Annotated in this window: 9 protein-coding genes; 4 read left to right on the top strand and 5 right to left on the bottom strand. The window is 73.3% G+C overall.

Annotated elements, in window-relative coordinates; translation table 11 throughout:
- The first annotated feature begins 55 nt into the window (after positions 1-55).
- The 4 genes from SA2016_RS06575 to SA2016_RS06560 all read left to right on the top strand — a co-directional run bounded on the left by SA2016_RS06575 (position 56) and on the right by SA2016_RS06560 (position 7,429).
- Positions 56-3,439 (top strand): DEAD/DEAH box helicase, encoded by a 3,384-nt coding sequence (locus SA2016_RS06575; RefSeq protein WP_066496783.1) that lies wholly within the window; start codon positions 56-58, stop codon positions 3,437-3,439.
- Between the two features lie 301 nt (positions 3,440-3,740).
- Positions 3,741-4,388 carry a LysM peptidoglycan-binding domain-containing protein gene (locus SA2016_RS06570; RefSeq protein WP_066496782.1) on the top strand — a complete coding sequence of 216 codons (648 nt, stop codon included), beginning with the start codon at positions 3,741-3,743 and terminating at the stop codon, positions 4,386-4,388.
- Between the two features lie 359 nt (positions 4,389-4,747).
- The gene (fdhA, locus tag SA2016_RS06565; RefSeq protein ID WP_066496781.1) at positions 4,748-5,962 is read left to right on the top strand and encodes a formaldehyde dehydrogenase, glutathione-independent; all 1,215 of its coding nucleotides are present in this window, start codon (positions 4,748-4,750) and stop codon (positions 5,960-5,962) included.
- A 135-nt stretch (positions 5,963-6,097) separates the two neighbouring features.
- Positions 6,098-7,429, top strand: coding sequence for an FAD-dependent oxidoreductase (locus tag SA2016_RS06560; protein ID WP_066496780.1), 1,332 nt, complete (start codon positions 6,098-6,100; stop codon positions 7,427-7,429).
- A 6-nt stretch (positions 7,430-7,435) separates the two neighbouring features.
- Here the strand turns inward: SA2016_RS06560 and SA2016_RS06555 are convergent, their stop codons facing one another.
- The 5 genes from SA2016_RS06555 to SA2016_RS06535 form a co-directional block, all read right to left on the bottom strand.
- A complete protein-coding gene (locus tag SA2016_RS06555) occupies positions 7,436-10,237 on the bottom strand; it encodes a hypothetical protein (protein ID WP_066496777.1) in 2,802 nt (933 codons plus the stop codon).
- Between the two features lies 1 nt (position 10,238).
- A complete protein-coding gene (locus SA2016_RS06550; protein WP_066496775.1) occupies positions 10,239-11,018 on the bottom strand; it encodes a C1 family peptidase in 780 nt (259 codons plus the stop codon).
- Between the two features lie 16 nt (positions 11,019-11,034).
- The gene (locus SA2016_RS06545; protein WP_066496774.1) at positions 11,035-11,412 is read right to left on the bottom strand and encodes a hypothetical protein; all 378 of its coding nucleotides are present in this window, start codon (positions 11,410-11,412) and stop codon (positions 11,035-11,037) included.
- A 103-nt stretch (positions 11,413-11,515) separates the two neighbouring features.
- On the bottom strand, positions 11,516-13,111 hold the full coding sequence (locus SA2016_RS06540) for a Kelch repeat-containing protein (protein ID WP_066496773.1): 1,596 nt from the start codon (positions 13,109-13,111) through the stop codon (positions 11,516-11,518).
- Positions 13,112-13,412: 301 nt separating this feature from the next.
- A complete protein-coding gene (locus tag SA2016_RS06535) occupies positions 13,413-14,174 on the bottom strand; it encodes an IclR family transcriptional regulator (RefSeq protein WP_066496772.1) in 762 nt (253 codons plus the stop codon).
- Positions 14,175-14,217 lie beyond the last annotated feature (43 nt).

The raw sequence follows: 14,217 nt of genomic DNA, 5'->3' as shown, positions 1-14,217 counted from the left end.
GCGGCCTGCACACCCCGGGACCACGGCTGTCGGTGGCGCATGGGACGATGAAGGCATGACACCCCTCTCCCTCGCTGGCCAGCACCCTGGCACCGGCGGCGGAGCCCTGCCCCTCGTGGACGTCGCCGGAATGGTCGCCAGGATCGGAGCGGCGGCCATGTCCCGGGCCCATGCCTACGCCAGGGACGGACGGGTCGAGAACCTGGCCTGGCACCCCGACATCAGCGAGATGACGGCCCAGGTCTTCGGCACGGCAGAGGAGCCATACGAGGTCGGCGTCTACCTCAAGCCCCAGCAGGCCACCTACCGCTACGCCGGCGGATGGTGCACCTGCCCCATCGCGGCGGACTGCAAGCACATCGGCGCGGTGGTGCTCGCGGCCAATACCCAGCGGCTCCGCGCCGAGGCGTCCCAGCAGAGCGCCGCGCGGACGGCCGAACCGGCCTGGAAGGGCGAGCTGCGGCGCATCATCAACCCCGCCGGCGAGCGCCACGTGCACGGGCGTTCGGGCCGGCTCGGGCTCCAGTTCGAGCTCCGCGACGTAGAGGCGCGCCTGGGCGGCCGCTTCGCCCGGTCCGGTGCCCGCCGACGCGGTGAGCACCGGCTCGGCATGCGTCCGGTCGAGTACAACCCGGCCACCGGCCGATGGCTGCGCGGGGACCTCTCCTGGAGCCGGTTCGGCCGGCCCGACCACGTCGGCGACTTCTACACGCCCCATTTCGAGCTCCTCCGCGAGCTGCAGGCGTTGCGCCTCGGGACGGGGTCGGGCTACTGGAACGGCAACGATCCCTGGCTGTACCTGGACGAGTTCACGAGCCCGCTGCTGTGGACGCTGCTCGGCGCCGCGGCCCCGCTCGGGCTCGAGCTGGTTGCCGCCCGGCGCGGGACCGGCGTCACGCTCGCGGACGGGACCGCCGCCGTCGGCCTCGAGGCCCTCCCCGGGGAGGATGACCCGGCCGCGCTCCGGCTCGTGCCGACCCTCGCGGTCGACGGCGTCGCCCTGCCCATGGAGCGCGCCGGGACGATCGCCGACCACGGCGCCTATGCGATCGTGCGCACCGGCGCGGACGGGGAGCTGATCATCCTCGCGCAGTCCGAGTCGCGGCTCGGCGAGCGCGAGCGCGCGCTCCTGGGAACCCCGGGCGGGGTGGAGATCCCGGCCGCGGACCGGGAGTCGTTCCTCGCGGAGTTCTACCCCGATCTCGCCCGCTCGGTCACCATCACCGCCGACGACGCCGTGGACCTCCCGCCCGTCGAGCCTCCCCTCCTCGTGCTCACCGCGAGCTTCGGGCCGCGGGACGAGCTGCGGCTCGCCTGGCACTGGGAGTACCCGACGGGCGACGCCGTCCGGCAGCTGCCGCTCGCGGCGGTCCCCGGGGAGGGCCTCCACCGGGACGAGGCCGCCGAGGAGGGCACGCTCCAGCGCGTGGCGGAGGCCCTCGCCGACAGCCCGCTCGCGGGGGCGTTGGTCGGGCCTGCCCGCCTTGAGGACCTCGACACGGCGGACTTCGCCGAACGCACCCTTCCGGCCCTCGAGCGCCTCGACGGCGTCGCCGTGCGCATCGAGGGGACCAAGCCGGACTACCGGCGCCTCGAGGGCGCCCCGCAGCTCGTGCTCAGCGCTGTCGAGTCCGAGAAAAACGACTGGTTCGACCTCGGCCTCATGGTCAAGATCGAGGACCGGAGCATCCCCTTCCAGGACATCTTCACGGCCCTGGCGCGCGGGCGGGACAAGGTCCTGATGCCGGACAAGACCTGGTTCCGGATCGACACCCCGGAGATCCGCCGGCTCAAGCGGATCATCGACGAATCCCACGAGCTGCGCGAATGGCGCATCGAGGGGCCGCCGGCGAAGAGGCCCCCGCGGCTGAGCGTCTACCAGGCGGGGCTGTGGGACGAGATCTCCGAGCTCGCGGGCGAGACGGTCGAACCGGCCCGGTGGAAGCAGACGGTCGAGGGGCTGCTCGACCCGCGCGCCCTCGACCCGGTGCCCGTGCCCGGCGGGCTCGCGGCCACCCTGCGCCCGTACCAGGACGAGGGCTTCCAGTGGCTCGCGTTCCTGCACCGGCACGGCCTCGGCGGGGTGCTCGCCGACGACATGGGCCTCGGCAAGACGCTTCAGACCCTCGCCCTGATCCTGCATGCGCGCGACACCGCCCCCGCCCCGCAGCCGGGCGCAGCGGAGCCGGACGCCGCGGCGAAGCCCCCGTTCCTGGTCCTCGCGCCCACCTCCGTGGTGCCGAACTGGGAGGCGGAGGCCGGGCGGTTCGCCCCGGGGCTGCGCACGGTGGCCCTGACGGACACCCAGGGGAAGTCCGGCACGCCGGTGGCCGCGTCCGCGGACGGGGCGGACATCGTGGTCACGAGCTACGCCCTCTTCCGCCTCGACTTCGAGGCCTACGCCGCGCTCGACTGGTCCGGGCTCATCATGGACGAGGCGCAGTTCCTCAAAAACCGCGCCACGAAGGTTCACCAGTGCGCCCGTGACCTCGAGACCCCCTTCAAGCTCGCCCTGACGGGCACCCCGCTCGAGAACAACCTCATGGAGCTGTGGTCCCTGTTCGCGATCGTGTCGCCAGGGCTGTTCCCGGCCGCCAGCCACTTCGCACAGGACTTCGCCAGGCCCATCGAGAAGGGCGGAGACGCCGACCGGCTGGCGAGGCTCCGCCGTCGGGTGCGCCCCCTCATGCTGCGCCGCACCAAGGAGGCGGTCGCCACTGAGCTGCCCGAGAAGTTCGAGCAGCGCCTCGACGTCGAGCTCTCCCCCAAGCACCGTTCCCTCTACCAGCAGTACCTGCAGCGGGAGCGGGAGAAGGTCCTGGGCCTGGTCGAGGACCTGGACCGCCATCGGTTCATCGTGTTCCGCTCCCTGACCCTCCTGCGGCTCATGGCTCTGGACCCCGCGCTCGTGGACGACTCGCACGAGGGCGTGATGCCCGCGAAGCTCGATGCCCTGCTCGAGCAGCTCGACGACGTGGTGGCCGAGGGGCACCGCGCCCTGGTGTTCAGCCAGTTCACCTCGTTCCTGAAGAAGGCCGCCGAACGGCTCGATGCCGCGGGGATCGCCTACGAGTACCTGGACGGCTCGACCCGGCGCCGCGGCGAGGTGGTCTCCCGGTTCAAGGAGGGCGAGGCCCCGGTGTTCCTCATCTCGCTCAAGGCCGGGGGGTTCGGGCTGAACCTCACAGAGGCGGACTACTGCTTCCTCCTCGACCCGTGGTGGAACCCCGCGGCCGAGGCGCAGGCGGTGGACCGGGCGCACCGGATTGGACAGTCCCGGAGGGTGATGACGTATCGTCTGGTGGCCAAGGGCACCATCGAGGAGAAGGTGATGGAGCTCAAGGAGAAGAAGGCCGCACTGTTCTCCTCCGTGGTGGACGACGACGCGATGTTCTCCTCGAGCCTCACCGCCGAGGACGTCCGCGGTCTCCTCGCCTAGCCTCGCCGGCGCACGCTCCCACCACGCTTCCTCGGATCACGATTTGGCAACAGAGGACTTGTACCCTACCGTAGATATCAGTTCGGTAACGGACTCCGCCCGCGATAGCTCACTGCGAGGCGTCATAAAGCCTGCGGCCAACAGCCGTTGGCCACATATGCCGGGTGCTGCCGTCCACCGTTCGCCGCCGTCTGCGCAGACACCATTGACCTGACCTTCGAGCTGTCAGGGGCCGGCGGCGCACGACGAGTTCCGGGGACGGAAGGAGTGCCGGTGGAGCCCCGAGCATCCTGAGACTCTTATGAAGAAGATCACCCTTACCGCTGCACGCCGTTCCCTCGCCCTCGTCGCCGCTTCCGGCGCCGCGCTCAGCGCTGCCGCCCTCGGCGCTCCCGCCGCGAACGCCGCTGACGGGTCCACGTGGGACGCGCTCGCCCAGTGCGAGTCCGGTGGCAACTGGTCCATCAACACGGGCAACGGCTTCTCCGGCGGCCTCCAGTTCACGCCGAGCACCTGGGCCGCGTACGGCGGCACGGGCTCGCCCACCACCGCCACCCGTGCGCAGCAGATCGCGGTCGCCGAGCGCGTGCTCGCCGGCCAGGGCTGGGGCGCGTGGCCCGCCTGCTCGGCCAAGCTGGGCCTCTCCGGCACCGCCGGCGCCAACCCGACCCCGATCCAGGTGCAGTCCGCCCCGGTCGAGAAGGTCGTCCCCGTGAAGCAGGCGCCGGTCCAGCAGGCCGCCCCGGTTCAGCAGGCGCCGGCCCGCCACGCCGCCGAGGTCGCCGTGAGCGGCAAGACCTACACCATCGTCTCGGGCGACACTCTCAGCACGATCGCCGAGAAGCTCGGTGTCCAGGGCGGCTGGCAGGCGCTCGCGGACGCCAACGCCAAGACGATCGCCAACCCGAACCTGATCTTCCCCGGCCAGGTCCTCCAGCTCCCGGCCTGATCCCGGAGCCCTCGCCCGCCTGCGGTGCGCCCTTGGAAAAAGGGCGCACCGTCAGCTGGGTACCGGGCGCGTTCTGGGCCCGCCCCCTGGGGCCCAGCCCGCCCGCACGACGCCGCATCGGCGCCTCGCCGCTCCCCTGGAGCCGAGCGGGGCGCCGGTGCGGCGTCGTTGTGCCTGCGGGGACCTCTGCCCCTTGACCCCCCGTTGCGCGCGTGCCTACGGTGCAGGAACCGCCCCACAACGACGTCAGCGGTATCTCACGCGGTCCCCCAATCCGCTGCTGGCGCCCGAGACGGTCCACTGAATCATCATGCGGGGGCGGGGGCCCCTGCTTCACTGGAGCGGAGAGGTACCCAGCAATGGCAGAAAACAAGGCAGTCGCCTACAAGGAGCCCGGCAAGGTCGAGGTCATCGACATCGACTACCCGACGTTCGAGCTCAAGGACGGGCCCGGGGTCAATCCGGCCAACGTGGGCCGCAAGGTCCCCCACGGGGTCATCCTCAAGACCGTCACCACCAACATCTGCGGCTCCGACCAGCACATGGTCCGCGGCCGCACCACGGCCCCGCCGGACCTCGTCCTCGGCCACGAGATCACCGGCGAGGTTGTCGAGACCGGCCCGGACGTCGAATTCCTCAAGGTCGGCGACCTCGTCTCGGTCCCCTTCAACATCGCCTGCGGCCGCTGCAGGAACTGCAAGGAGCGCAAGACCGGCATCTGTCTGAACGTCAACCCGGACCGCCCCGGCTCCGCCTACGGCTACGTGGACATGGGCGGCTGGGTCGGCGGCCAGGCGAACTACGTGCTCGTCCCCTACGCCGACTTCAACTGCCTCAAGTTCCCGGACAAGGACCAGGCGCTCGAGAAGATCATGGACCTGACCATGCTCTCGGACATCTTCCCGACCGGGTTCCACGGGGCCGTCACCGCGGGCGTGGGCGTCGGCTCGACCGTCTACGTGGCCGGCGCCGGGCCGGTGGGCCTCGCGGCGGCGACGGGGGCGCTCCTGCTGGGCGCCGCCGTCGTGATCGTCGGCGACATGAACGCCGACCGGCTCAAGCAGGCCGCCAGCTTCGGCTGCGAGACGGTGGACCTGACCAAGGGGTCACCGGGCGATCAGATCGAGCAGATCCTCGGGGAGCCCCTCGTGGACTGCGGCATCGACGCGGTCGGCTTCGAGGCGAAGGGCCACGGCGCGGGCGCCAAGGAAGCGCCGGCGACCGTGCTCAACGACCTCATGGACATCACGGCGGCCGGCGGCGCGCTCGGCATTCCCGGGCTCTACGTCACCGGCGACCCGGGTGGCATCGACGAGGCCGCGAAGAAGGGCTCGCTGTCCCTGAGCCTGGGCACCGGCTGGGCCAAGTCGCTGTCCTTCACCACGGGCCAGTGCCCCGTCATGAAGTACAACCGGGGCCTGATGATGGCGATCCTCCACGACCGCGTCTCGATCGGGAAGAACGTCAACGCCAAGGCGATCACCCTCGAGGACGCGCCCCGCGGCTACGCCGAGTTCGACCAGGGCGCCGCGACCAAGTACGTCCTCAACCCGAACGGCTACATCAAGAACTGACCCGACCACCCGCCACGGGCGGACGACGGCGCGACCGGCCTCGCGCCGTCGTCCGCCCGCGCCGTGCACGGAGCGGAGCGGAGCAGCCCAGAACGGGGCGGCCCGGAACGGGCCGGGCGCGCGTACTCTGGGCCCATGGCTGCACCGGAGCGGACGAGGGTGGCGGTGGTGGGCGGCGGACCCGCGGGCATGGTCCTGGGACTGCTGCTCGCGCGCGGCGGGATCGACACCGTGGTGCTCGAGAAGCACCCCGACTTCCTGCGCGACTTCCGCGGCGACACCGTCCATGCCTCGACGCTGACGCTCCTGGACGAGCTGGGGCTTGGGTCCGCGTTCGCCGCGCTCCCGCACCGGCTCCTCGAGGAGGCCGAGGTCCAGCTCGACGCCGGCACGGTGCGGCTGGCGGACCTCGGCCGCTCGCTGCCCGGGCTGCACCGGCATGTGGCGCTCGTGCCGCAGTGGGACTTCCTCGAGATGCTCGCCGACGCGGCGGCGGCCGAGCCGCACTTCACGCTGCTGCGCTCGGCCGAGGTGGTGGGCCTCGTGCACGACGCCGGCCGCGTCGCCGGCGTGCGCTGGCGCGACTACCGTCCCCCGGCGGCCGAGGACGGCGCCGCGCAGCCCGCGGCGGCCGGGCGCAGCGCGGCGGGGCCGGGGCCGTCCGAGCACCTGCTGGCCGCGGACCTCGTGGTGGGCTGCGACGGCCGCTGGTCCGCGGTGCGGGCCGGGGCGGGCCTCGAGCCGCGGGCGTTCGGCGTCCCCGTGGACGTGGAGTGGTTCCGGCTTCCGCGGCATCCCGGCGACCCGGACGGCGGGGTCGGGCGCCTCTCGGGGCGCGAGTTCATGATCATGATCGACCGCGGCGACACGTGGCAGTGCGGCTACCTCATCGCCAAGGGCCAGGACGAGGCCCTGCGGGCGGAGGGCCTCGGGGCGTTCCGCGCCCGGCTCGCCCGGCTGCAGCCATGGCTCGCCGACCGCCTCGACGCCGCGCCCGAGCGCCTCGACGACGTGAAGCTGCTCGACGTGCGCATCGAGCGGCTCGACACCTGGCACCGGGACGGCCTGCTGCTCATCGGCGACGCCGCCCACCCTATGTCCCCCGTGGGAGGTGTGGGCATCAACCTGGCGATCCAGGACGCGGTCGCCGCCTCCCGGATCGTGGGCCAGCGGATGCGCCACTCCCCCGGGCCGGTCCCCGAGGACGTCCTCGCCGAGCTGCAGCGGCGCCGGCTCCCGCCGACCAGGCTCGTGCAGGCGTTCCAGCGCCTCGCGCACCGGGGCGTGGTGAACCGCGCGCTCAGGGGTGCGCTCGCGACCTCGGCGACCACGCTGCCGCTGCCCCTGAAGCTCCTGGCCCGCTTCCCGGTCCTGCAGCGGATCCCGGCCCGGTTCATCGCCATCGGCCCCCGCCCCGAGCACGCCCCGAGCTGGGCCCGGCGGCTCGAGCGCCTGGGGCCGCGCTGACCGGCCCTACCAGTTCAGGAGCAGGTCGCGGCGCGCCTCGAGGTAGGCCACCGTGGGCAGGTAGTTGCCGTGGGTCGCGACCTGGGCCATGTAGGAATCGGGCTCCATCTCCAGGGCCAGCCGGTCCAGGACGTTGGCGTCCTGGGCGTACGAGTAACCCGGGAACCCGAGGTAGTCGGTGCGCCGCCACAGGTTCAGCCACACCGGCTGCGCCCGCCCGGCCTGCGGGGCTCCTCCCCCGTCGGAGCCAGTGCCCGCGGCAGGGCGCGGGGCCGAGCCGAGCAGCGCGGTGAGCGGTCCCGCGGCGGCCGAGCGCGCGCCGTCGTGCGCGTCCGTGCCCCGGACGGCCGCCACGCCCGCCCGGGCCAGGACGCGGGCGCGGCTGCGCGGCGGGGCGCCCAGGGCCGGCAGGTCCTTGCCCTTCCACGGATCCGCGGTCCAGAACGACGGCGCTCCCACGCCCGGGGTGCCGAGGACGTCCGGCCCGAACAGCTCGGGGAAGAACCGCCCGAAGTAGGGGCGCAGCTGCATCCCGAAGCTCAACAACCGCACCCGCGGGAGCAGGTCCGCGTGCCCGGTCGCGGCGAGGTGGAACAGCGCCGCGACGCCGAGGACCGTGCCGAGGCTGTGGGTCGCGAGCAGGACCCTGCGATTCGGGTCCGGGGCGCCGTCCGGCTCGAGCCAGCGGATCATCCGGTCCGCGAGCTCCGGGACGGCCCGCTCGCTGTAGCACGCGGGCCCGAAGGGGTGGGCGGCCCGCGGGAGCCACGCCATGAGGTCCCACAGCAGCCCGAGCGGGCGCGCGGCCTCGGGCGCGGCCGCCTTGGCGACGGCGAACGAGAGCACGGCCGTGCCGCCCAGCACCACGGCGGTGAGGACGATCAGCTGGCCGGCCTGCCACAGGACGGCCACGGAGTCGGCCCCGAATGCGCGCGCGAGCACCCCGCGTACCCAGGCCCAGCGCCCGCTGCGGTCCCGGTACTGCCACAGCACGGCGAGCGCGAGGGAGACCGCCACGGCCACGCCGACAGTCCAGGCGAGGAAGTGCAGGAGCGGCTCGGCGCGCTGGAGGAAGGCGCTGGCGCGGCGCTGCCGGGCGATCTCGGGGCGGTAGCACTCCTCGGTCGGGTCGATGGCGGGGTCGTCGATCGTCGTGGCGCGCAGCTTCAGCAGGCCGACCACGATCAGCACCAGCGTGACCACCGCGGCCATGAGGCCGAGCACCCCGCCGAAGGCCCAGAAGGCGATCGGCACCGCGATGTCGTGCGCGCCGCCCGGGAGGGACACGGCCCGGAAGAGCGGGTCTGACGGCACGGCGCTGGTCTGGAACCGGCCCGAGCGCAGGAAGGCGCCGGCCCCGAGCGCGAGAGCGCTCGCGAGGAACGCGCCGACCAGCAGCCCGAGGAACATGAAGACCCCAGGGCCGGCGCCGTGCCAGGCCTCCTCGCGGGCGCGCGCGTTCCTGCCGCGCAGGGACACGTACGGCACCACCACCGCCACGCCGCTGAGCACGACGACGGCCAGCGCCGCTGCGTTCGCGCCGGGCCCGAACGGGTCCAGCCAGCCGGCGAGGAGGGCCCAGAGGGCGGCGGTCCCGGCGGAGAGGACGGCCGCCGCGATCCACTCGTTGTAGCCGGCGCGGACCACGCAGCCGGCGGTGGCGAGGACCGTGAGGGCCACGAGGATGAGTGTCGGGGTGAGCTGGCCGCCGCCGAACGGGCCGGGGACGTCGGTGCCCGCGCCCCAGATCTCGAGGACGAGGCAGAGCACGTAGATGACGGCGGCGAGGACCAGCAGCACCCCGGCCTGCGCGTCGCGGCTGCCCGCGAACCGCCGGAGCAGGCCGTCGGCGACCGGGAGCGGATGCGGGGCGCGCACCGACCTCGCCCAGAAGGCGATCATGGCCGCTGAGGCGGCGAGGTGCACGAGGGCGAGGACGAACAGCGTCGGTGCGGCGGCGCCGTCGTGCGGGGCGGCGTCCCACGCGAGCGTCGCCACCACGAGGTCGAGGCTCGCGGCGAGGTGCGTCAGGCCTGTCGGCGAGTTCACCCGCCGCCTCATCCACATCTCGGGGACGGCGAGCGGGAGCGCGTCCGGGGCGCCGTGCGCCGCGCGGACCCTGGCGGCGTCGTGGATCCGGGTGCGGAACCGCACGTCGCTGATGAGCCCGAGGACGGCCATCGCCGCGACGGCTGCGAGGGGCGCGAGCGAGAACAGGGCCAGCCGCTGGCCGCGCGTCCACTGCCCGAGCCCGTCGAGCTGGCCGGGCAGGGCGCTGCACACGCGCCACGTGCCGGACCGGTCGGCGGGCAGGAAGCACTGGACCGCCACGAGGTCGAACACCACCGTGGAGACGGCGGAGGTGAGCAGGAGCGTGAGCGCGAGGCCGAACAGCCGCGTGATCCCGCCGCCGCTGCCGGTGCGCAGGCCGCCCTCGCGGCTGGGGTCGGTCTCGAACGCGCGTGCCCAGTAGCCGGCGTTCGCGAAGCCGAACGGCGCGACGAGGAACCAGACCACGTTGTACGCCGTGCGCCACACGCCGGTGAGGAAGCCGCGGCCCTTCGCGAAGCGGTCCAGGTGCCCCCAGCTGTAGGCCTCGATGCGGGTGGCGGCGGCCGGGTCGGGGTCCTTGGCGGTGTAGAAGCCGGCGAGCCTGTCGGCGAGCGGGATGGCGCCGTCCCGGGCTACCTCGATCGCCTCGACGGCGACCCCGAGCATCTCCTGGGGCGGCGTGTTGCGGACGCCGTGGACCCGCAGCTCGAGGATGTCACGCGCCTCCGCCCGCGGAGTGCTGGGGTCGCCGCCCATGTCAGGCCACGGTCCGGACGGTCCAGAAGTCGCTGGCCAGCCCGGTGGAGAGCAGGTACTGGTACGGCATGGTGAAGTAGCCGGCCTGGCCCCACCCGGGGCCCCACGAGTTCCGCACGCGGAAGCGCTGGGTGGCGTTGTCGTACCCGACGGCGAGGACGGCGTGGCCGCCGAGGGTCTGCTCGTTGGGCGCCGGCATGGGCACGACGCCGGTCTGGGCGACCTCCGGGCCCTCGAAGGACTCGTACACGGTGAAGCCGTACACGAACGGGTAGCCGGCGGCGAGGCAGCCCTGCATCTGGGCGATGGACCGGGCCACGCGCTGGTAGGCGATCGCACGGTGCTGCTTGGCGTCGATGTAGCACTGCTCGCCGGGCTTCGCCGCGAACTGCGCGATGGTGTACGGCCACTCGGCCTCGGGGCACGCTCCCTGGGCGGCGACGGACTTGATCCCGTCGCGGATCTGGGCCCCGGAGTCGCTCGCCACGGTGTGCTCCATGGCGCGCTCGTTGTAGTAGATGAACAGGCGCGAGGGCGTGGTGTAGCCGGCGATGCCCTCCTTGTCCGCGTCGAACTCGAGCGCGGCGGCGATCGCGTTCGCGGTGCAGGACCCGAGCTGGCCCTGGTCGTAGACGGGCGGGCAGGACGCGGTGAGGTCCACCGAGGGCGGGAGGGCCCCGATCACCTCGCGGGGCGCGGCGAAGAGGTGGTCGCGCTGGTCCGGGACATCCGGCACCCAGCCGTAGGAGTGGGCGCCGCGCGAAGCTGGTGCTGCGGTCATGGCGGTTCTTCCTCTCTCAGAGGTACTTCCAGGAGCGGATCACGCTGAGCGAGCCGCTCGTGTCCCACCACACGTCCACGCGGTTGGCGGCGAAGGCGACCTGGACGACGCCCTGCTCGTCGCCGGGCTCGGAGATCAGCCCGGCGCGCCAAGCCGCCCCGTCGTAGGCCCAGAGCGCGGCGGGGCCGCCGGCAACGTAGTGGTCCAGGACGAGGTAGTGGGTCGTGGCGTTGCCGCCGGTTCCGGCGGGGGCGGCGCCGGGGGTGGGCTGCTTCGCCGCGGCGGCGCCGGGCTGGGGCGGGGCGGAGGGCTGGGTGGACGAAGACGGCGCGGCGGCGAGGGCGTCCGAGGCGGCCTCGAGCTGGTCGATGACGGCCTGGGTGGGGGTGTGCATGGCGGGCTCCTAAGGGGGGGCGGGTGGGTGCGAGAGACGCGGGCGGGTGCGAGAGGCGGGGGCGGGTGCGAGAGGCGAAGGCGGGCGCGAGGGAGGTGCGCGGTCAGTGCGGCGAGGACCAGGCCCTCGCGGTGACGAGCCCTGCGGCATCCCACCAGACGTCCACCGCATCCGCGGCGAACAGGTCCTGGGCGATGCCCACGAGTTCGGACTGCCCGATGGTGCGGCCGCGCCAGGCGCCGCCGACGTACGCCCACAGCGCGCCGTCCTGGCTCGGGGTCCAGGTGTCCACCACGAGGTACTGGGCGCGCCCGGATCCGAGGCCCACCGTGACCGGGACCGAGGCGGAGGCGATGCCGTTGGCCACCACGCTGAGCTCGTAGGGCCCGAACTCGAGGTCGTTGGGCACGGTGAACTCGGTGGAGACGGCCTCGCTGCCCGTGGCGACGGCCATGGTCGAGTGGTGGGCCGTGCGCAGGTACCGCACCTTGCCGGAGTACGTCCCGACGAGCCGCACGAGGGGGTAGTTGGTGGCCATCTGCGCGTCGTCGCCGTAGCCCACGGCTTGGGAGAGGCCGTTGAACTGGGTCCCGATGAGGGTGTAGGTGCCGTCGATGCCGAGGCTCGTGGGCACCGAGGTGATGGCAGGCGCCCAGGCCGCCTCTCCCCCCGGGTCGGGCTGGTACGCGTAGAGCGCAGCCGTCTGGGCGCCGTAGAGCACCTCGCCCGTCGGAAGCAGGAGCATGCGGCCCTGGTAGATGACCTGGTCGGCGTTCGGCGGGTCGGCGACGCGGGTGAGGGCCGCGCCGTCGAACTCGAAGAACATCGTGGGGGTGGGCCAGTCCCCCGCCGCGTCGCCGGCCGGTCCGGCCGTGCAGAGCACGCGCCCGTTGGGCAGGAGCGCTGCGGGCGCGTCCTTCGCCTTGAGCAGGCGCCCCTGGGCGTCCGCCGGGAAGTCCGGGCCCGCGGCCCACGAGCCCGTCCCGGTGGGGTCTCCCGACGGCGTGTAGAGGGCAGTGTGGCCGGTTGCCCCGGCACAGAACACCCGCCCGTCCGGCATGAGCAGCGCGGGGCCGATCTCGATCGAGGACGCCTGCACGAGCTCGACCGGCGTGGAGCCGGCGCTGATCCACGCTCCGGTGGACGGGATGTACCGCTCGGCATGGGGGTGGTCCGCGCAGCTGACGGTCACCACGGAGCCGTCCGGGAGCAGCGTCCATGACTCCTCGTTGGAGCGCGCGGCCATGGTGCCCGTGGCGGTCCAGGTGTTGGCGCCGGGGTCGTAGACGGCGGTGCGGCCGTCGCTGAGATTGCCCGCGAGCAGGCGCCCGTCGGCGAGCAGGCACGCGGCCGCGTCGCCGAGGTGCCCCCACCCGGGGTTGCCGATGCTCGTCCACGTGTCGGCGACGGGGTCGTAGACCTCGGCCGTGTCCGTGTCCGCGCCAGCGTCGCTGTACTCTCCGCCGGCGACGAGGACGCGCCCGTCGCGGAGCACGGCGGAGGCGTAGTAGAGGCGCGAGCTGTGCATGTCGGCGAGCTGGGTCCACGTCCCGTCGACGTAGCTGCCGGTGTCATCGGGCGTCAGCCGCCACCAGCTCCGTGAGCCTCCCGACTGGCACATGACGGTGCCGTCGGTGAGGAGGAGCATGGTCCCGATCGGGAAGGCCGGCTGGTGCGCGAGAGCTGCCCATGTTCCCATGGATGCCCTTTCGCAGGGGCGGCCGCGGCCGCCCGGCTGAATGGGGAACCGCAATGCGTGCGGCGACGCCGTGGGGCCGGCCTGAAGGCCCTGCCCCGGGCGGAGCGGCTGGCGCCCGCCCGTCCCGGACTGGGGCGGACGGGCTGCCGGCTGGGTGCGTCGGCCGCGATGCTGGGGGGCTCTCCGGGCCGACCGGTTAATTTGTAACTCGATTTTATTAATAGGCCCCGGGGCCGTCAAGACCTTCGCGACGAGGGCCCTCGCCGCCGGCGCGCGCCTGCTGGGCCCGACTGGCTGGGGGTCAGCGCGGGGGCAGGAGGACGGTCAGCTCCTGGGCGGCCTCGCGCAGGGGCGGGAGGTAGTCGAGGAGCTTCTCCCGGCTCACGCGGTACGCGGGGGCCGCGACGGACAGCGCCGCCACGGTGACGCCGTCCGGGTTGCGGACGGGGACGCCGATGGCGCGGATGCCGGCCTCGTGCTCCTCGTCGGCGATCGCGTAGCCCTGGGCGGCGACGGACTCGATCTCCTTCCGGAACTGCTCCCGGTCCACCATGGTGTGGGGCGTGTAGGCCGTGAGCTCGAGGGTCTCGACGAGCTCGCTGCGGACGGGTTCGGCGGCGAAGGCGATGAGCACCTTCCCCATCGAGGTGCAGTGCAGCGGTCCGCGGCGCCCGGGCTCCCCGCTGACGCTCACCGAGTGGCTGCCCTGGACGTGGTGCACATAGAGCTGGTGGTGGCCGTCGATGACCGACATGAGCGCGCTCTCGGCCGTCTGGTCGGCGAGCCGCCGGAGCACGGGAAGGGCGGACCCTGCGAACCCGTGGCGGTGGGCGACCCGGCTGGCGAGGGAGAAGGTCTGCAGCCCGAGGCTGTAGCGCCGGCTGACCTCGTCGACGCACGCGTAGCCGTCGCGCACGAGGGCGGCAGCGAGGCGGTGGGCCGTGCTCAGGGGGAACCCGGCCCTCCTGGCGACCTCGGAGAGGGATGCCCCGTCGGGATAGTCGCCGAGCAGGCTGAGGAGCAGCAGGGCCTTCCCGACCATGTCCGGAGGAGTCTGGGTCATGGCCTCAGTATGCCAGAACCATTCCACGATATGGGAGCATCTG

It is taken from the genome of Sinomonas atrocyanea (genome assembly GCF_001577305.1).
In the GTDB taxonomy this organism is placed as follows: domain Bacteria; phylum Actinomycetota; class Actinomycetes; order Actinomycetales; family Micrococcaceae; genus Sinomonas; species Sinomonas atrocyanea.
Note: the sequence above shows the minus strand (reverse complement) of the source record. Positions and strands in the feature narration are given on the sequence as shown.